At 71.0% G+C, this 17,933-nt stretch carries 15 protein-coding genes and 1 pseudogene; 9 read left to right on the top strand and 7 right to left on the bottom strand.

Annotation, left to right across the window (positions count from 1 at the left end):
- Window positions 1-25 precede the first annotated feature (25 nt).
- Window positions 26-373, bottom strand: coding sequence for a hypothetical protein (locus HT134_RS32865; RefSeq protein WP_175604363.1), 348 nt, complete (start codon window positions 371-373; stop codon window positions 26-28).
- Between the two features lie 65 nt (window positions 374-438).
- On the opposite strand from HT134_RS32865, the gene HT134_RS32860 reads away from it, so the two are divergent.
- Entirely contained in the window at window positions 439-861 is a 423-nt protein-coding gene (locus HT134_RS32860) for a hypothetical protein (RefSeq protein ID WP_175604362.1), read from the top strand.
- Between the two features lie 17 nt (window positions 862-878).
- Here HT134_RS32860 and HT134_RS32855 read toward each other — a convergent pair whose 3' ends face one another.
- Window positions 879-1,745, bottom strand: a complete 867-nt coding sequence (locus tag HT134_RS32855; RefSeq protein ID WP_175604361.1) for an isocitrate lyase/PEP mutase family protein — start codon at window positions 1,743-1,745, stop codon at window positions 879-881.
- 119 nt (window positions 1,746-1,864) lie between these two features.
- On the opposite strand from HT134_RS32855, the gene HT134_RS32850 reads away from it, so the two are divergent.
- The gene (locus tag HT134_RS32850; RefSeq protein WP_175604360.1) at window positions 1,865-2,854 is read left to right on the top strand and encodes an ArsR/SmtB family transcription factor; all 990 of its coding nucleotides are present in this window, start codon (window positions 1,865-1,867) and stop codon (window positions 2,852-2,854) included.
- Window positions 2,855-2,888: 34 nt separating this feature from the next.
- Here HT134_RS32850 and HT134_RS32845 read toward each other — a convergent pair whose 3' ends face one another.
- A complete protein-coding gene (locus HT134_RS32845) occupies window positions 2,889-3,287 on the bottom strand; it encodes a hypothetical protein (protein ID WP_175604359.1) in 399 nt (132 codons plus the stop codon).
- 109 nt (window positions 3,288-3,396) lie between these two features.
- Here HT134_RS32845 and HT134_RS32840 point away from each other — a divergent pair, with 109 nt between their 5' ends.
- Complete coding sequence (locus tag HT134_RS32840) at window positions 3,397-4,599, top strand: methyltransferase (RefSeq protein ID WP_175604358.1); 1,203 nt, start codon at window positions 3,397-3,399, stop codon at window positions 4,597-4,599.
- Between the two features lie 89 nt (window positions 4,600-4,688).
- On the opposite strand, the gene HT134_RS32835 is transcribed toward HT134_RS32840, so the two are convergent.
- Complete coding sequence (locus HT134_RS32835; RefSeq protein WP_175604357.1) at window positions 4,689-5,519, bottom strand: SGNH/GDSL hydrolase family protein; 831 nt, start codon at window positions 5,517-5,519, stop codon at window positions 4,689-4,691.
- A 198-nt stretch (window positions 5,520-5,717) separates the two neighbouring features.
- On the opposite strand from HT134_RS32835, the gene HT134_RS32830 reads away from it, so the two are divergent.
- From HT134_RS32830 to HT134_RS32815, 4 genes are all read left to right on the top strand, one after another.
- Window positions 5,718-7,109, top strand: a complete 1,392-nt coding sequence (locus HT134_RS32830) for a cytochrome b (protein WP_175604356.1) — start codon at window positions 5,718-5,720, stop codon at window positions 7,107-7,109.
- Between the two features lie 2 nt (window positions 7,110-7,111).
- On the top strand, window positions 7,112-8,209 hold the full coding sequence (locus tag HT134_RS32825) for an NAD(P)/FAD-dependent oxidoreductase (RefSeq protein ID WP_175604355.1): 1,098 nt from the start codon (window positions 7,112-7,114) through the stop codon (window positions 8,207-8,209).
- A gap of 60 nt (window positions 8,210-8,269) precedes the next feature.
- Window positions 8,270-10,036: a tetratricopeptide repeat protein gene (locus HT134_RS32820; protein WP_175604354.1), complete on the top strand. Its 1,767-nt coding sequence runs from the start codon at window positions 8,270-8,272 to the stop codon at window positions 10,034-10,036.
- A 163-nt stretch (window positions 10,037-10,199) separates the two neighbouring features.
- Window positions 10,200-10,820: a hypothetical protein gene (locus tag HT134_RS32815; RefSeq protein WP_175604353.1), complete on the top strand. Its 621-nt coding sequence runs from the start codon at window positions 10,200-10,202 to the stop codon at window positions 10,818-10,820.
- Here the strand turns inward: HT134_RS32815 and HT134_RS32810 are convergent.
- On the bottom strand, window positions 10,805-11,290 hold the full coding sequence (locus HT134_RS32810) for a hypothetical protein (protein ID WP_175604352.1): 486 nt from the start codon (window positions 11,288-11,290) through the stop codon (window positions 10,805-10,807). The two genes, HT134_RS32815 and HT134_RS32810, sit on opposite strands and share 16 nt — an antisense overlap.
- Window positions 11,291-11,480: 190 nt before the next feature.
- On the opposite strand from HT134_RS32810, the gene HT134_RS32805 reads away from it, so the two are divergent.
- On the top strand, window positions 11,481-14,168 hold the full coding sequence (locus HT134_RS32805) for an AAA family ATPase (protein WP_175604351.1): 2,688 nt from the start codon (window positions 11,481-11,483) through the stop codon (window positions 14,166-14,168).
- Here HT134_RS32805 and HT134_RS32800 read toward each other — a convergent pair.
- Together HT134_RS32800 and HT134_RS32795 are read right to left on the bottom strand one after the other, a co-directional pair.
- Window positions 14,161-15,153 (bottom strand): nuclear transport factor 2 family protein, encoded by a 993-nt coding sequence (locus HT134_RS32800; protein WP_175604350.1) that lies wholly within the window; start codon window positions 15,151-15,153, stop codon window positions 14,161-14,163. The two genes, HT134_RS32805 and HT134_RS32800, sit on opposite strands and share 8 nt — an antisense overlap.
- A 684-nt stretch (window positions 15,154-15,837) precedes the next feature.
- A pseudogene (locus HT134_RS32795) lies at window positions 15,838-15,927 on the bottom strand (peptide-methionine (S)-S-oxide reductase MsrA); the annotation flags it as partial.
- Window positions 15,928-15,967: 40 nt separating this feature from the next.
- Here HT134_RS32795 and HT134_RS32790 point away from each other — a divergent pair.
- On the top strand, window positions 15,968-17,476 hold the full coding sequence (locus tag HT134_RS32790; RefSeq protein ID WP_175604349.1) for a recombinase family protein: 1,509 nt from the start codon (window positions 15,968-15,970) through the stop codon (window positions 17,474-17,476).
- The last annotated feature ends 457 nt before the right edge of the window (window positions 17,477-17,933 follow it).

Here is a 17,933-nt window from a genome sequence, read left to right as displayed (position 1 = left end):
GGCCCAGGTTCCGGGACGGGCTTCCCTACCTGGGCCTCATGTCGTACGTGGCGGCCAGGTCGCAGGCGAGCTCCACCTGTCCCCGGAGCACGTCGCCCACGGCGCCGCGCACCTCGACGGAGATCACCGTCCCGCCCACGGCCCGCGCCAGCCTGAGGTCGAGCCGGGTCACCTCACCGACCAGCGGGTAGCCGTACCAGCCTTCCTCCCGCTCGTCGTCGGTGCCGGGCAGCGCGGCCTCGACCGCCTGCCAGTCGAGGTCGTCGAAGTCGTAGCGGACGAGCGACGCGACGACCTCGCAGAAGACCCTCGCGTTCCCTTCCCTGATCCATCCGGCGTGGACCAGGTCCGGCCGGCCGATGGGCGGCAGCATGACGGTGGTGTACCCCGAACGCCGGGACGCGTGAGCCGCCGGCCCGTCCGGTACGTCTAAGAAGCATGAGGAGCAGGCAGACAGCGCTCGCGGCATCGTTGGCCGTGGTCCTGAGCGCGACCCTGGCGCCGCCCGCGCAGGCGGCGACCGTGCAGAAGAAGGTGCTGGTGGAGCTGCGCGAGACGGGCGGATTCGCGGGGTTCAAGGACCGCGTGATCGTGTACACCGACGGGTGCGCACGGGTGAGCCGCCGTACGGGGCCCACCGTGGACAAGTGCCTCACCGGCAAGGAGATACGGACGTTGCGCGGCCATCTGAAGCACCTGCGGGTGGGCCGCTCGGAAGCACGGCCGCCCGGAGCGGACTTCATCACCTACACGCTCGCCTACCGGGGCCACCGCGCCAGCCGCTACACGCTGCCCGCCTCCTGGAAGCCGGTGGTCCAGCAGCTCGAACAGGTGCGGCAGAAGTACTGGGCGCCGGACTGACCGTACCGGCGCGCGGGTCAACGGCGGAACAGCACGTCGAGGTCGCCGAAGCCCAGTGAGCCGTCCAGCGCTGTGAGGCCCCCCGTGCCGAGCAGCTCCGCGGCGGCTCTGCGGGCCGCGGTGTAGGCCGCCTGGGCCAGCGCGGTGCCCAGGCTGACCCTGCGTACCCCGGCCTGCGCGAGCTCGGCGACGGTGGGTCCGCCGGCGACGGCCATCGCGTTGACCGGCAGCGGCGACGCCGCGCAGAGGGCGTTCAGCACGTCCAGGTCGAGCAGGCCGGGAACGAAGATCCCGTCGGCTCCGGCCTCGGCGTACGCCGCCGCGCGCTCCAGCACCTCACCGAGCCGGCCGTCCGGCGCGCCGATCCCGAACAGGTAGACGTCGGTACGGGCGTTGACGAACAGCTCCGGCAGGCCCGCCTCGGTCGCGGCGTCCCTGGCGGCCCGCAGCCTGGCGCCCTGCTCGGCGACGTCGAACAGCGGGCCGCCGACGGCCGTGGAGTCCTCCAGGTTGACGCCCACCGCGCTGGCCCCGGCCACCGCCCGCACGGTCGCGGCGACGTCCGCCGGAGCGGGCCCGTACCCTCCCTCCACGTCGACTGTCACCGGCACGTCGACGCAGTCCACGATGCGCCGGGCGGCCGCCACCATCTCGTCGCGGCCGAGCCGCTGCCCGTCTCCGCGGCCCAGCGACCACGAGACGCCGCCGCTGGTCGTGGCGATGGCCGTGGCGCCGGCGGCGGCGATGACGACCGCGCTGGCGGCGTCCCAGGCGTTGGGCAGCACCAGCACGGACTCGGCGTTCAGCTCGCGGAACAGCCGCGCCTTGCTCCGGCTCGCGGCATCGGTGGCGGGGGCGGAGGAGGCGGGAAGGTCAAGGGACATGCGCGTGACTGCCTTTCAGGTCGTACTCGTCGGGTCGTGCTCCCGAGATGCTGCTGTGCGGGAACCCGGGGGTCCACTGATTAAGCTGTGACCGAATCCTGAGAAGCAGCGGAGGCGGCATGAGGACGCGGCTGGCCTTTTCGGTGAACGATCTGGCCGAGACCCGGTTCGCCGTCTCGCCCATGTGGGAGGTCGTCACCAGCGTCAGAGCGCTGGCCGCCGCCGTGGTGCCGCGCCCGCACCGCGCGTGGGCCGACCAGGTGCGCCCCCGGCTGGCCGCCGCGGGCCTCGATCGCGGCTGGCTGGCCGACATGATCCCGCCCGTCGGTCACCTCCCCGACTTCCTCAACCCGGCGCCGGCGACCCGGTCCCCCGGCCTTGCCGACGAGCTGGCCGCCATCGCGGCCACCGACCCCGAGCAGGTACGCCTGGACCTCGACCACCTGGCCGGGGAGCGCGACGGCGCCCTGTCCCCCCGGCTGCGCAACCTGCACCGCAGTCCGCACGCCTGGCTGCCGCGGGTGGTCGCGGAGATCGAGACCTACTGGGCGCTCGCGATAGCCCCCTACTGGGCCAGGATCCGCGCGGCGCTGGAGGCGGACCTCTTCCACCGGGGCCGCCAGGTCGCCGAGCAGGGGACGGCCCAGGCGCTGGACGAGCTGCACCACACGGTGCGCTGGGCCGGCGGCAGCCTCCACCTGGAAGAGCGGCACTGCGCCATCACCAGGATCGACACCGGCGCGGGGCTGCTCCTGGTGCCGTCGGTCTTCGCCTGGCCACGGGTGCTGACCCGGTCCGTCGCGTCCGAACCGCCGCAACTCGCCTATCCGGCGCGCGGGATCGGCACGTTGTGGGAGCGCCGGACCCATGCGCACCTGGACGCTCTCGCCGCCGTGATCGGCCGGTCCCGGGCGTTGATCCTGGCCGAACTCGACACGCCCGCCTCGACCACCGAGCTCGCCCAGCGCTCGGGCCTGTCCGCGGCGGGCGTGTCCCAGCACCTCACCGCCCTGCGGGCCGCCGGTCTCACCAGCACCCACCGGGCGGGCCGTTCGGTGCTCTACGCCCGTACCGGCCTGGCCGACGCCATGCTCACGGCACAGACGTGACGCGCCTGCCCGGGCGCTCCGGACGCGCGAATGGTCAGCGGTCGAACCAGCGTGCCGCGGAGGGTGTGAGCAAGATGACGAGGATCGCGACCGGCAGGACGGCGCCCAGGTTGACCAGCGTCCCCCAACCGAGCTCACCGCTGATCGCGGCCGCGACGACGTTGCCGCCGACCGTGACCGCCTCGACGGCGACGGCGCACCAGCGCACCCACTTCCTGCGTGACGACCAGCGAAAGACCAGCAATCCCATGATGACCACGACCAGGAGGAGCTGGAGCAACCACACGAGGAACATCGGGGTGACGGCGCCCGCCACCGCGTCCGCCCCCGTCATGGCGAAAAGCAGAAGAGCGAAGCCCAACTGCAGGGTCGCGCCGGCCCTGGCGGCTTGTACCGCGGCCGGCATCCGCTCGGCCGGAATGGCGTCCGTCACACGATCATCGTGCCTCACGGCAAAGGTCCTGTGGAGCCCCCGGCAGAACATCGCGCGGACGATCCCGCACATGGCACAGCGGGCGCATGACTCGCTAGCCTGAGGCGCGATGAACCATTTGAGCACGTCGAGAGGCGAGTTCGCGCTCACCCGCTTCCCCGAGGACCCTCGCGACCAGTTGCGCGCGTGGGACGCCGCCGACGAGTACCTGCTGCGGCACCTCGACGGGATCGACGGCGAACCGGCCGACCTGTCGGGCACCGTGGTCGTGCTGGGCGACCGCTGGGGCGCCCTGGTCACCGCGCTCGCCGGCCACCGCCCCGTGCAGATCACCGACTCGTACCTCACCCAGCAGGCGACCCGCGCGAACCTGAGCCGCAACGGGATCGCCGAGGACACCGTACGGCTGCGCACGACCATGGACGCGCCACCGCCCAGGATCGACGTGCTGCTGATCCGGGTGCCCAAGGGGCTGTCGCTCCTGGAGGACCAGCTGCACCGTCTCGCGCCGCACGTGCACGCGGGCACCCTGATCGTCGGCGCCGGGATGGTCACCGAGATCCACACCTCGACGCTAGAGCTGTTCGAACGCGTCCTCGGGCCGACCAGGACGTCGCTGGCGGCGAAGAAGGCACGGCTCATCTTCTGCTCACCCGACACCGGGCTGCCCCGTGACGCCAGCCCGTGGCCGCGCAGCTACGCGCTGCCCAGCGGCATCGGAGTGGTCTCCGGGCTCACCGTCACCAACCACGCGGGCACCTTCTGCGCCGACCGCCTGGACATCGGCACCCGGTTCTTCCTGCAGAACCTGCCGCCGCTCCGGGGCCGTGGCCATGTCGTGGACCTGGGCTGCGGCAACGGGGTGATCGGGCTGGCCGCCGCTCTGAGCGACGGCGACGCCAAGGTGACGTTCATCGACGAGTCCTACCAGGCGCTGGCTTCGGCGGAGGCGACGTTCCGGGCGAACACGGACCCGGACACAGGCGCGGGCGCGGACCCGGACGCGGGCGCGGGCGCGGGAGGCGGCAGGGCGGCGACGTTCCTGGCGGCCGACGGCATGTCCGGCGTGCCGACGGGCACGGTGGACCTGATCCTCACCAACCCGCCGTTCCACACGCATCGCGGGAGGACCGACGCGACGGCGTGGCGCATGTTCAACGGGTCGCGCGCGGCCCTGCGCCGCGGCGGCGAGCTCTGGGTGGTCGCCAACCGGCACCTCGGCTATCACGTGAAGCTGCGCCGGCTGTTCGGCAACTGCGAGGTCGCCGCGAGCGACCGCAAGTTCGTCGTCCTGCGGGCCGTCAAGCGCTGACCGGCCCGTCGGAAGCGCTGTGGCGGCCCGCGGGTGCCGAGCCCGTCACCTGATGTGACCGAGCATCGCGCATCGGCGCCCTGAACCGGTCACTCCGCCAGGGTGCGCAGGAACGCGCCCGCCACGGCGCGCTGGCCGGCGAGGGTCAGGTGCAGGCCGTCGTCGAGGTGCGGCGAGCCGTCCGCCCGGGCACCGCTGTCGATGCGGGTGGCGAGGCGGGTGTCGACCGTGGGCTCGGGCTGGGCGTCCAGGTGCTCGGCGAGGTGGTCGATGTCGCTGTTGAACCAGCTGAGGTGGGCCCGCTGGAAGTGCGGGTACGCGGCGATCCGGCCTTCGTCCACGGCGGACGGCGTGAGCCACACCCACCGGGCCCCGGTGCGCCGGGTGGCGAGGTCCCGCAGCGCGAGGAGGTTGCGCCGGCTCTCGGACGGGCTGACGAGCGTGGGACCGTGGCCGGGGCCGAGGCGCTGGACGTCGTTGCCGCCGAGCATGCACAGCACCCAGTCCGGACGGTGGTACGACAGGGCGGGCAACTGGGCCAGCGCCTGGGTGGTGGTGCACCCTGTGACGGCGAGATTGGTCAGCCTGACGGCGTCCGCGGGGCGGCGCGCCGTGAGCAGGTGACGCAGGATCTCGAACCAGGACAGGCGGTCGGCGGTGGTGCTCTCACCGATCGCCACCACGTGCTGGCCCGGCCGGAATGGCAGCCGGTCCACCTGTCCCGCGACCACCGGGTCGGCGAGCATGTCGGACGCGGCCCGCCGTACCGCCGCCTCACAGCCCTCGACCAGGTCGCGGTACGCGGCGACGTCCAGGCCGAACAGGCCGGCGACGCGGGTGTCGTCGAGCCCCCCGAGGTAGGTCAGGGTCTTCTCGGGCTGCTGGAAGCGCACCAGCCGTTCGGCCACGTCTGCGTTCATGGGTTTCCTTCCGAAGCCGGGTCGCCGTACCAGATTCATTCACATCAATGAACAGTTCTCTACTATGAATATATACGGCGGCGTGTCAGGCCCTTCGCACACGGGCCGTGACGTGAATCACCGTCGTCGACGCCGCATCGGTGTCACGAATCAAGGCCTCGATGTGTCTGGTGAGTAGGCAACGTGAAGGGGGCCCGCATGCGATCGATATTGGCCAACCGCCGCTCGTTCCAGTTCTCCCACTGGTCTTTCATGTTCGCGGAGATCGCCGTCTGGTCGTTCGTCGTCCTGACGGTGACCGGGGCGATGCTGATGGTGTTCTACGACCCCGGCATGTCCCAGGTCACCTATGACGGCTCGTACGGCCCGCTGCGCGGACTGCTCGTCAGCAGGGCCTTCGACTCGACCATGGAGCTGAGCCTGGAGGTGCGCGGCGGCCTGCTCATCCGCCAGATCCACCACTGGGCGGCGCTCGTCTTCGTGGCCGCCGTCGTGTTGCAGCTGCTGCGCATCTTCCTCACCGGCGCCTTCCGCCGCCCGCGCACCGGACAGTGGCTGATCTGGGTGACCCTGCTCGCGCTCGGCATGGCCGCGGGCGAGACCGGCAACGCCCTGCCCGACGACATGCTGTCGGGCGGCAGCCTGTGGCTGATCGTGTCGGTGGTGCAGTCCATCCCCGTGGTGGGGACCTGGACGCTGTCGCTGCTGTTCGGCTCCGGCTTCCCCGGCGACAGGATCATCCCGGTCATGTACGGCGGGCACCTGCTGCTCCCGGTCGTCATGGCCGCGCTGCTCATCGCCCGTGAAATGCTGATGCGCCGGCACGGCCACTCGCGGTTCGTCGCCTCGATGCCGGCGCGGCGCAGCGCGCGCCCGACGATGGCGCTCGCGACGATCGGCATGCTCGTCATCCTCGGATTCGGCTTCCAGATCGCCCCGATATGGCTGTACGGCCCGGCCATGCCGACGCAGATCTCGGCGGGCTCGGTTCCCGACTGGTACATGGGCTTCCTCGACGGCGCCCTCCGGATCATGCCCGCGTGGGAGCTGACCATCGGCGACTACACCCTCAGCCTCGCGGTCCTCGTCCCCACCCTGGTCGTACCCGGGGTCTTCTTCACCGCCCTGGCGGCCTACCCGACGGCCGAGCGCCTCCTCCTCGCGCGGCGTGGCCGCCGTGACGCGCTGGGCCGGCCCAAGACCACGAGCCGCATGGCCCGCGAGACACCGGCGCGTGACGTGCTCGACCGGCCCCGCGAGACGCCGGTCAAGACGGCCGTCGCGGTCGCCGGCATCACCTTCTACGGCCTGCTGTGGGCGGCCGCGGCCAACGACCAGATCGCCCACCAGTTCCACATGACCGTCGACGCGGTGACCATCTTCTTCAGGTACGTCGTGGTCATCGGCCCCGTCGTCGCCTTCGTCGTCACCCGGTGGATCTGTCTCGCGCTCCAGCAGGCGGACCAGGAGGTGGCCGAGCACGGCGTGGAGACGGGGATCATCATGCGGTCCGCGGACGGCGGATTCCACGAACGGCTGGTGCCGGCGCGGCAGGAGCCGGCGATCCTCTCGGGCCTCTCAGGGAGATGACAGTGACGTCGAACAGGCCACAGGTCGTGATCGTCGGAGCCGGGGACGCCGGATACCAGGCGGCGCGCACCCTGTCGCGCAAGGTCGGCGACGGCGCGGAGATCGTACTGGTCAACCCGACCGGCGTCGCGCAGCGTCGCGAGCTGCTGCCGCAGGTGCTGACGGGCGTCCTCGGCCCGGACCGGATCAGCGTGCCGCTGGCCGAGACGCTGCCGGGTGTGCGGGTGGTGCTCGGCACGGTCACCCACATCGACCCCCACGCCCGGCGCGTGCTCTACGACGGCGGCGTGCTGGACTACGACCGGCTGATCGTCGCGGTCGGAGGCGTCAGCGAAGTCGCCCCGGTCTCCGCTGTCTCGGCGCACAGCGTCGGCTTCCACAGCGCCGACCAGGCCCTCCACCTGCGCGATCACATCCAGCGGCAGCTGGCGCTGGCCGCCGCCGGCACCGACCCCTTCGAACGCGCGGCACACTGCACGTTCGTCGTGCTCGGCGCGGGATACGCCGGCATAGCGGCGGCCTCGGCCGGTCAGTCGCTGTCCCAGTCGATCGCCTGCCGCGACCCCCGGTTGCACGAGCAGCCGATCCGCTGGATCCTGGCCGATCCCGCCGAGTGGCTGCTGCCCGACATGCGGCACCGCCTGTCCCGCGCCACGGCACGGACGCTCCGCTCGCGGGGCGTGGAGGTCCGGACGCGGACCTCGGTCGGCCAGGTCACCACCCGGGGGCTTCGTCTCACGGACGGCGACTTCATCCCCACCCGTACGATCGTGTGGAGCTTCGGGGTCCGCCCCGATCCGCTCGTGACCAACCTCGGGCTGCCGGCCGAGCAGGGCCGGATCAGGGTGGACGAGCACCTCGCCGTGCCCGGCCACCCCGAGATCTACGCCTGCGGTGACGTGTCCGCCGTCCCCGACCTCACCAGGACCGGCAAGCTCACCCCCATGAGCAGCCGGCATGCCGTGCGCCAGGGCGCGCTGGCGGGCGGCAACGTCGCGGCCTCCCTCGGGTACGGCTCACGCCGGCCGTACCAGCACCGGATCCGCGACTCCATCGCGGAACTGATCCCGACGTCGGAACGGCCGCTGAGCATGGCATGAGCCGCCTTGCCCGCACCCCCGCTCCGCGGAACTTTCGCCCCGCCTGACGAGTCGTTGGCTATGACCGATCGATTCTCTGGGGGAACAGTGGGACTCGGCGACTCAAGGGCGGAGAAGGCGGCGGAGCGCGGGGAGGAACACCGGCTGGCGGGACGCTACGAAGCGGCCGTCGAGGAGTTCACCAGGGCCATCGACCTCGTACCCGACCACGCCTACGCGCTCGGCTCGCGCGGCCAGGCGCTCAGCGCCATGGGGCACGTCGAGGCCGCGCTCGCCGACTTCGACCGGGCCGTCGAGCTGGATCCCGACCTCGGCTGGGTCTACGTCGAACGAGGACGCGCGCTGGCCGACGCCGACCGCGACCAGGAGGCCCTGGCCGACTACGACCGGGTGATCGCGCTCTTCCCGGAAGACGCCGACGCCCACACCGCCCGAGGTGACCTGCTCTGGGACGACCCGGAGGCGGCGGTCGCCGCCTACAGCAGAGCGATCGAGCTCGACCCCGGTGACAGCTTCGCGCCACTGATCGGACGGGCCGCCCTCCATCGGCTGGACGGCCGCCTGGAGGAGGCGCTGGCCGACTACGACCGGGCCGTCGAACTGGACGCCGACGTGTCGTACGTGTTCAGGGAGCGCGGCCGGGTCAACCTCCGGCTGAAGAGGTACGAGGAGGCGCTGGCGGACCTGAACCGTGCGATCGACCTCGACCCGGACGACAGCGACTCCTACACCGAGCGCGCGCGGGTCCAGTACGAGCTCGAACGGCTCGACGAGGCGCTGGCCGACGTGAACGTGGCGCTGGCCGCGGCCCCCGACGACAGCGAGAGCCTTGAGCTGCGGGGCATCCTGCACATGGTCGCGGGCCGGCCCGCGACGGCGGTGGCCGACCTGGACCGGGCGATCGAGCTGGACCCCCGGGCGCTGATGGCCGTGATGATGCGGGGCCAGGTCCACGAGCAGCTCCGGCTGTACGACGCCGCGTACGCCGACTTCAGCAGGGCCATCGAGCTCGGGCTCGACGACGCCGACACCTACGTCAGCCGTGGCAACGCGGCCCTGCTGTGCCATCGGGCGGAGGACGCGCGGGCCGACGCCGGGCTGGCGCTGGAACGCGACCCCGACCATTTCGACGCGCTGCTGCTGCGCGGGCTCGCCAACTGGACACTCGGCCGGCTGTTCGAGGCGCACATCGACCTGATGCGGGCCGACCGGCTCTCACCTGGCTCTCCTGTCGTCGCGCGCTGCATCGAGGAGCTGGGCCCCGTCCTGGAGGGCCAGATGGAGGAGGCCCTCATGATGTCCTTCGCCGAGCTGGTCGCCGACTCCGCGCGGGAGCTCGTGGCGGCTGAGAGCGCCGTCGAGGAGACGCGCACGACGGAGGCGGCCGAGTTCGCGGTCCTGGTCTCCGTGCTGCGCGATGAGGATGAGGCGGGCATGGAGGACACCGCCGCGGTGGAGGCGCGGCTGGCCCGCGACCCCGGCGACCCTTTCGCGTTGGCGGTACGGGCGGTGCTGCACCGGTCGGCGGGCCGCCACGCCGCCGCGCTGGCCGACCTCGACGCGATCCTGCGGGCCGACCCCGCCGCCTGGTGGGCGGCGGCGCTGCGGCACACGGTGGACTCCGGCGACGGAGTGCGGCAGGAGGCGGACGGCGACCTCGTCTGGGCGTACCGGCTCGGAGGGCTCGGGCTGCCGCCCGATGCCGAGGTGATCTGCGCGATGGCCGTGACCGGTGGCGCCGAACTGGTGCGCACGGTGCTCCCCATCGCCTCACGGACGCTGCTGGACATCCTGGAGGACCCGAAGACGGACCCCCAGGAGCCGTGACGGCACCGCCCGGCCGACGCCCCGGCCTTGGCAGCTGTGACCGAGGCCGCCTACGATCCACTCGCGGGAGGCAGAGGGCGCAGGGCACGGCAGACGGATGACGGGTGCGACAGGCGGTCCAATGGCACAAGACACGACGTCGCGCCAAGCGATGGACTTACGGGTGCACCGCTGGCTGATGATCGTTGGGGCGCTCCTCACCGGCGTCGCCCTGCTGCTGCTGTCGCTGCTCCCCAGCGCGCCCTCCCAGGCGGTCGCGATGACGGCGTGGGTCGAACGCGGCCACTCGCTACTGTCGTGGAGCGACGAACTGCTGTTCTTCGCGGTCATCTGCTGGGGAGCCGGCGCCCGCGGCCTCTTCGGCGCGCGCAAGGCCGAACCGTCGGCGCGGATCAACGTGGGGGTGACCGCTCTCACGGTCACCCTCGTCGCCCTCGTCGTCCTGCTGCTCGCGGTGGGGCGTCTGGTCTACCCGGTGTTCGAGATCCAACTGTCAGCCGAGGCTCTGGCACTGGTCGTCAGCGCGACGTTCGGCGCCCTGCATCTGGCGTACCTGGGTTTCGCCGTCGCTGCGGTCGCGCTCAGCTGGTCGACACGCGCCGGACTGCTCGGACGGGCTGTCGGCGTCTTCGCCGGAGCCGCGTTCGTCGTCGGCTCGTTCCCCTGGCTGACACCGAACTGGTGGAACTCCTCGGTCGCGGTATTGGTCGCCGCGTGGGGCGTGCTCCTCGCCCTTGCCACCGTAACGCGCTCCGAGAACCCGGCGACTCAACGGAGAGGATGAGTACCACCGTCCAGGGGCCTTCCGCTTACCCGAGCAGCGCGGTGCTGCCCGGAGGCCTTGCGGAGCCCGGCGAACTGCAGGCCGGTGAAACCCGCCACCACTGCCGCCTGGACGACCACGAAGGCCGTGCCCAGACCGGTCAGCGGGAACCACCCGGCGATCAGCATCTCCGCGCTGGCCGCCACCCAGGCCACGTTGACCACCATCACCGCGATCACCGCCGCCCTGTTCACCACCGGACGCGCGGCAAGGTGGAGGAGGGTCGCGGCGAAGGCGACCAGGAACGCGCCGACCGGCACGAGGAACGCGGCGGGCAGGCCGAACATCGAGCCGAAGATCGCCGCGACTGCCAGAAAGACGAGGCCGTTGGCGCCCGACCCGATGGCGTCCTGCTTGAGCGCGAACCGCAGCAGCTTGGCCCTGGCGTTGGAGTCGGCGGCAGTGGTGGGCGCGGTGGCGGTGGCGGCCATGATCAGATCCTTTCGTGCGGGACGCTGTCGTCCCTGTGCCGACGAAATTACGCAGGCCGACGCCGCGCCGAATCTGTCATCGTGACGGTAGCGTCCGGTCACGGTCACCCGCTCGCGCACTGGGCGGGCACCTGGCCTTCGCCGCGGTGCCAGGCCGGAGCTACGGTGCGCGTTCCGCTAGATTTCGGCCATGTTGTACGGGCGGGCTGCGGAGCAGGCTCAGGTGGATCGGCTGCTGGCGAACGCGCGTTCCGGACGCAGCGGTGTATTGGTGGTGCGCGGCCAGCCGGGTATCGGGAAGACCGCGTTGCTCGGCCACCTGACGGAGCGGGCCGCGGGGGTGCGGGTGCTCCACGGGGTCGGCGTCGAGTCCGAGGCGGAGCTGCCGTACGCCGCCCTGCATCTGCTCCTGCGTTCCGAACTGCACCGGATCGACGTGCTGCCCGAGGCACAGGCGGCGGCGCTGCGGGGCGCGCTGGGTCTGGGCGCGGCGGCTCCGGAGAACCGGTTCCTCGTCGGGCTGGCCGTGCTCAGCCTGCTGGCCGAGGTCGCGGGCGACGGGGCGCTGCTCTGCCTGGTCGACGAAGCGCAGTGGTTCGATCGGGCGTCCATCGACGCGCTGGTGTTCGTGGCGCGGCGGCTGGACGCGGAAGGCATCGCGCTGGTGTTCGCCGGCAGGGAGGAGTTCCACCCGCAGGGGCTGCCCGAACTGTGGCTGGACGGTGTGGACCGCGACGCCGCCGTCACGCTGCTGGCCGAGTCGGCCAGGGATCTGGCGCCCAAGGTGCGGGACCGCGTCCTGGACGAGGCCGGCGGCAATCCCCTCGCGCTCATCGAGCTGCCGTCCACGCTCACCTCGGAGCAGCAGGCCGGGCAGCTGAACCCGTTCACCACCATTCCGGTCGCCAACCGGGTGCAGCAGGCCTTCCAGCAGCAGATCAGGGCGCTGCCCGACAGAGCTCAGGCCCTGCTCGCGGTGCTCGCCGCCGACGACACCGGCGATCTCGGCATCGTGCTGCGCGCCGCGGAGTCCTTCTCCGCCGGGCTGGCGGACCTGGAAGCGGCGGAGCAGGCCAAGCTGGTCACGGTGAACGGGGCCGCGGTGGCCTTCCGGCACCCGCTCATCAGGGCCGCCGCCTACCAGAACATGCCGTTGACGTCGCGGCTGGCCGTACGGCGTGCGCTCGCCGAGGTGCTCGTCGGCGGCGAGCACGCCGACCGCAGGGCCTGGCATCTGGCCGCGGCGACGACCACGCCTGACGAGGACGTGGCGCGCGAGCTGGAGCTGGCCGCGGAGCGGGCGCGCACCCGTTCCGGCTTCGCGGCCATGGCCGCGGCCTACGAGCGGGCCGCCGAACTCACCCCCGACACCGCCAAGCGGTCGGTACGGCTGGCCGCGGCGGCCGTGGCGGCCAGCGACGCGGGCCAGCCGGCCCGCGCGGGCTCGCTGGCCGACCGGACCAGCGAGGAGATCCAGGACCCGCTGGCCCTCGCTCACCTGATCCAGGTGCGCGCCCATCGGGAGTTCGAGCAGGGCAGCCAGGCCGCGGCCGGCGAGCTCATCATCACCGGCGCGGAGCGGGTCGCCAGGCTGGACGCCGAGCGGGCGGCCTACCTGATCGTGGAGGCCGTGCGCTGCGGATGGTACGCCGGTGACCCGGACCTGGCGGAGCAGGCGGCAAGGCTGCTCAGGGCCCTGCCCAGGATCGGCTCTCCGCTGGTGAGCGGCGCGCTCGGGCTGGCCGCGCTGGTCAACGGCGACCTGAAGAATGCGGTCGCGCTCATGCAGGAGCTGGTACTCGCTCCGGATCTGTCCGAGCTCCAGGTGCCAGGCATGCTCTTCATGGCCCAGATGTGCGCGCCCATCGGGCGCTACGGTCAGGCCGAGGCCGCCGCGGCGCGCGTCGAGGCCGAGTGCAGGGCCCACGGCATGGACGGCTGGCTGACCACCGCCGTGGAGACCCGGCTGCAGGCGCAGATGCTGCTCGGCGGGTATCGCGAGGCGGCGACCAAGCTGGAGGAGATCATCCCCGTGATCGGCGACCTGGGTCAGCGGAACGGAGCGGTCGCGCTCACCGCGCTGCTCGCCCTGGCGTGCGGCGAGCTGGGCGACGAGCAGGGATGCCGGACGGCGGCCGCGGCCGTCTTCGAACAGGCGGGAGTGCGCGGGCTCCGCACGGCCGAGGCGGTCGCGGTGGCCGGGCTCGGGCGGCTGGAGCTCGCGCTGGGCCGTCCGAAGGCGTCGCTGAAAATCCTGGAGAGGATTTCGGCCGCCAACGCGCCGGTGTCCGTCTTCTTCGCCCCTGACCGGATCGAGGCCGCCGTCAAGGCCGGGGAGCCCGAGCGGGCGCGCGAGCCCCTGGCGTACTACCTGAACTGGGCGGCCGGCGTCGGCGTGTCGTCCGCCGACGCGGTCGCACTGCGCTGCCGCGCCCTCGTCGAGAACGACGAGGACCTGTACGAGGAGGCTGCGCGGGCGCACGAGCAGGGCGAGCAGCCACACGAGCAGGCCCGCACACGGCTGCTCTACGGCGAGTGGCTACGGCGGTCGCGCAAGCGTGCCGCCGCCCGCGCCCAGCTGCGCGCCGCCCTGGAGACCTTCGACCGGCTCGGCATGATGCTGTGGGCCGAGCGCGCCCGCGCCGAGCTGCGCGCCACCGGCGACGTCCCCGCGGCCCCGCGCCAGGCGGACGATCCGCTCAGCGTCCTCACCGCCCAGGAGAGGCAGGTGGTACGGCTGGCCGCCGCGGGCGCGTCCAACCGCGACATCGCGGCCCAGCTGTACCTCAGCCCACGCACCGTCGGCTACCACCTCTACAAGGCCTTCCCCAAGCTGGGGATCTCCTCGCGGGCGGAGCTGGCCGCGATCGCTACCTGAGCCTGCCGTACAGTTCGGTGATCTTGGCTTCGTCGGCGACGAGCGGCAGCTGGTCGAAGGTCAGGGTCCAGTCGCTCGAGATGCCGGCGGTGTCGCCGACCCGCTCGATGATCCCGAAGCTGACCGGGTCGGTCTGGCCCTCGGGCAGGAGCGTGCCGTGCCATTCCAAGTACGTCGCGCCCTTGACCCTGACGGCCTGGCCCGGCTGCAGCCGGACATCGCTGACCTGGTCGAAGAACCTCTTCAGGTAGGCAAGCTTGCCCTGCCCGGTGCGCAGCGTGCCGCCGTTCAGGCCAGGGGCCGACAGCGGCGCGCCGGTGAGCCGTTCCACCAGGGCCTCCGCGTCCTCGTCGTTCCATGCCTCGGCACGGGCGACGAGCTCATCGGGGCCGAGGACCGGCTTACGGCCCTGGTCGGGGGTGCTGCCGTCGGCGACGTCGGCGAACAGGTCGGGCAACTCGGGGTCGAGCGGCTTGAACCAGGTGTGCCGGTCGTAGTAGCGACGACCCTGGTCCACCTTGCCACCGTCGGTCAGCTGGACCCGGTAGACCGCAGGGTAGGCGACCTCGTGCCCCTTGATCGTGGCCTCGTTGTACGCTTCGAACATCACGGCGGGACCGTTCACAGCGATGCGCGTGCCACGGAAGCGGAAGTCGGGGACCAGGCTGAGCGATCCGCTGATCGACTTTCTGATGGCCTCCTCACCTCGCAGCAGCGGCGCGCTCGCCTTCGCCGGCTCCCACAGCGTCGCGTCCTTGGACCAGATGTCGACGTAGGCACCCACCCGGTCGGGGGTGGTGACCTTGCCGAACCTGATCTGCCGCTTGATGAACGTGCAGGCGTTGGGCGACACCCAGCCGCTGATGGAGGTGACCTCCGGCCGCGCCTCCGCGCACCCCGCCGCTCTGTCCCAGCTCTCCCCGGTCGCCTGCGCCGGCCCGGTGATCGTGCAAAGCGCCAGCACCGCCCCGACTGCGAGGCCCATCCCCGCAACCCGCGTCGCCTTCATGACCTGCCCCTTTCGATGTTCTTTCAGGTGCCACCGAAATTAGGCCGATCCTCTTCGCGGCAAATCTGTCAACGTGACGGTAGCCAGACGCACCGCACCAGGTAGGTCATGGGAAACGCCATCGCGTCCGGCTGTATTCGCCCTTGCGAAAGCAAGCGATGACGCGGTGGTCGTAAGGACTCTCTTCGACGCGTTGGAACGCTTCTTAGACGATCGTGATAAGCAGAAGTACCAGGACGGCTCCAGCTCTGCTGACTGAGCCACTGCTCGTCTGCTCGTCGTCCATCCGAGCGCGACAAGAGCATGCGGTCTCGCCGGGAAACGCCGGCATGACCACCAGCGCCTCCCAGACGAGGTTGTTACCGCCGTCCACGCGCACGATCAACCATTCCCTGAGGCCGTCCAAGAAGGTATGACCGCTGGCGGCGGGAAACCCGGCGATGTACGTCGTGAACAACCGGTACGGGCCCTCAAAGCCGTACTTCAGGGCGCCTCGGGCATCCCTCGAGCACTGCTCAGGCGGTCAACCCCCAGCCACTCCCGAGACGCCGAACGGGGTGGGGTGTGGGGCGGAGCCCCACCCGGGGGTCTCGGGGGCTCGGCCCCCCGAGCAGGGGAGCCCGAGCGGAGCGAGGCCCATAGCTTTTCAGGCCCCTACCTTCAGGACGTCAGGCCGACCGGGCAGGAGACACCGGTGCCGCCGATGCCGCAGTACCCGTTCGGCACCTTGTACAGGTACTGCTGGTGGTAGAACTTGACTCTCCGCAACAACTCATGTGAGGAGAGTTACATGACCATTGTCCCGGTCATCTCCTACGCTCGCATTTCCGCCGACATCAGGCGGGATGAGCACGGGGTGCAGGACCAGCACCGCCTCAACCGGGAGACGGCGGAACGGCAGGGGTGGACGGTCGTCCACGAGTACACGGACAACGACAAGTCAGCAGCGAAGGCCGATGTCGTACGCGATGACTTCGAGGCCATGCTACGGGCCCTGCGGGCTGGCGAACTTCCCGACGGTACGGCGGTGCAAGGCGTCGTGATCGTCGCAGAAGATCGCCTCGCCCGGCGTCCCGGCGACTACGAACGCTTCGTCGAAGCGATCACCTACCAGGACGGCCGCGTGTTCGCCGACGCTCGCGGCCCGAAGGACCTCTACAGCGAAGATGCCGAGAGCATGGGGCTCTTCGGCGCCGTGATCTCCAAGATGGAGGTCCGCAAGATGCAGCGCCGCATGCGCCGCTCGCACCGCATGCGCGCCGAGCAAGGTCTCCCAGTCGGCGGCACGCGCCCCTTCGGCTGGAAGTCTGACCGTCTCACCCTCGACCCCAAGGAGGCACCTCTCGTACGACAGGCGGTGCTGGACCTCATCGCAGGCCGCTCGCTCCACTCCATTACGAACCAGTGGCGTCGGGAGGGCGTGAAGACCTCGCTGGGCAACGAGTGGACGCCCCCATCGCTCAAAATCAATGTGCAGAACCCCCGCATCTGCGGCTGGCGGGAGATCAACGGCGAACTCGTTCGAGACTCTGAGGGCAACCCCGTGGTCGGCCAATGGGAGCCGATCGTGACGCCAGAACAATGGATGGCGGTCAAGAACATCTTCGATGCCCGCAGGGGCCACTTCGTCTACAGGGACGGGCGCGTCGGCCACATCCTCGCACCGGACTTCCGCGAGCCGAACTACCTGCTCACCGGCTTCCTCCGCTGCGGTCGCGCCAAGCCGGACGGTTCCCTTTGCAACACCTCGCTGCGTGTCACCCACAGCAAGGACTGCGTCCAGCACATCTACATCTGCCCGGGCAAGACCGTCGGCGGCTGCGGCGGACTCGGGCGGCGCGGTGACATGGTTGATCTCTTCATCTCGGAAGCGGTCCTCGCCAAGCTGGAGCAGGTCCAACTCGCCGCATCCGCCACCCCCGCCGAATGGCCGGGCCAGGCCGAGTACGAGGGTGCGAAGACCCGCCTGGAGGAACTGCGCGTGCAGTGGACGGCGGGCAACATCACGAACGAGTTGTTCTTCTCAACAGCGCCGGACCTTGAGAAGCGCATCGCCCGCCTGCGCACCGAAGCTCAAGGCTTCACCGCCGCCGCTCAGCGCCGCCAAGCCCGTTCCGACACCGACATCAGCGACATCCGACGGCGCTGGTACCTGCCAGAGGAGGAAGACGGACTCCCCCTCACCATCAAGCGGTCGTATATCCGCGAAGCCCTCCTAGCCGTGATCATCTATCCCTCCGGCAAGGGACGCAGGACGTTCAACCCCGACCTGCTTGAGCCGATCTGGCGAGAGGGCTGAGCCCAAGACGTCCAGGACGTCCCGGAAGGCTGTCCCCCTTACCCAGGGGCGACAGCCTTCTTACTTCGCCCTCGAACCATCAGTGACAGCCGGACTTCTACGGACACCCCCGGACGCCCACGGGACGTACCGGACGTCTGCGCTCGGGTCGCTGCCGGAACTCCGACCTGCGTAAACACGTTCTCTGAGTGGTACAACGTACGTACTCACACCAAGAGCCATCGTCCCTCTACAGCACGACCGCAGCGAACATCTCGGCGAATCACCTCAAGGCGCATAGACGATCCCGGGCAAGCACATCCACGACCACTGATGACCCGTCGGATTTCCCGGCCCGACGGCAGGTGTCCACACAGAGCGCGCCATTCACCTTCTCGCCGCACTCCATTCCTGTTCTCTCGCTGCTGGTACCACCGCCAACGGCTGTCTTCAGGCTGCCTTGGCGCTGGCGCCTGGT

It is taken from the genome of Nonomuraea rhodomycinica (assembly GCF_013363995.1).
GTDB classification, from domain to species: Bacteria; Actinomycetota; Actinomycetes; order Streptosporangiales; family Streptosporangiaceae; genus Nonomuraea; species Nonomuraea rhodomycinica.
The sequence above is the reverse complement of the archived record's forward strand: the minus strand, read 5'-3'. Positions and strand labels throughout refer to the sequence as shown.

Bases quoted from the DNA above. Each gene is read 5' to 3' on its own strand.
- HT134_RS32865 (WP_175604363.1), bottom strand. From the start codon at position 373: ATGCTGCCGCCCATCGGCCGGCCGGACCTGGTCCACGCCGGATGGATC.
- HT134_RS32860 (WP_175604362.1), top strand. From the start codon at position 439: ATGAGGAGCAGGCAGACAGCGCTCGCGGCATCGTTGGCCGTGGTCCTG.
- HT134_RS32855 (WP_175604361.1), bottom strand. From the start codon at position 1,745: ATGTCCCTTGACCTTCCCGCCTCCTCCGCCCCCGCCACCGATGCCGCG.
- HT134_RS32850 (WP_175604360.1), top strand. From the start codon at position 1,865: ATGAGGACGCGGCTGGCCTTTTCGGTGAACGATCTGGCCGAGACCCGG.
- HT134_RS32840 (WP_175604358.1), top strand. From the start codon at position 3,397: ATGAACCATTTGAGCACGTCGAGAGGCGAGTTCGCGCTCACCCGCTTC.
- HT134_RS32835 (WP_175604357.1), bottom strand. From the start codon at position 5,519: ATGAACGCAGACGTGGCCGAACGGCTGGTGCGCTTCCAGCAGCCCGAG.
- HT134_RS32830 (WP_175604356.1), top strand. From the start codon at position 5,718: ATGCGATCGATATTGGCCAACCGCCGCTCGTTCCAGTTCTCCCACTGG.
- HT134_RS32820 (WP_175604354.1), top strand. From the start codon at position 8,270: ATGACCGATCGATTCTCTGGGGGAACAGTGGGACTCGGCGACTCAAGG.
- HT134_RS32810 (WP_175604352.1), bottom strand. From the start codon at position 11,290: ATGGCCGCCACCGCCACCGCGCCCACCACTGCCGCCGACTCCAACGCC.
- HT134_RS32805 (WP_175604351.1), top strand. From the start codon at position 11,481: ATGTTGTACGGGCGGGCTGCGGAGCAGGCTCAGGTGGATCGGCTGCTG.
- HT134_RS32800 (WP_175604350.1), bottom strand. From the start codon at position 15,153: ATGGGCCTCGCAGTCGGGGCGGTGCTGGCGCTTTGCACGATCACCGGG.
- HT134_RS32790 (WP_175604349.1), top strand. From the start codon at position 15,968: ATGACCATTGTCCCGGTCATCTCCTACGCTCGCATTTCCGCCGACATC.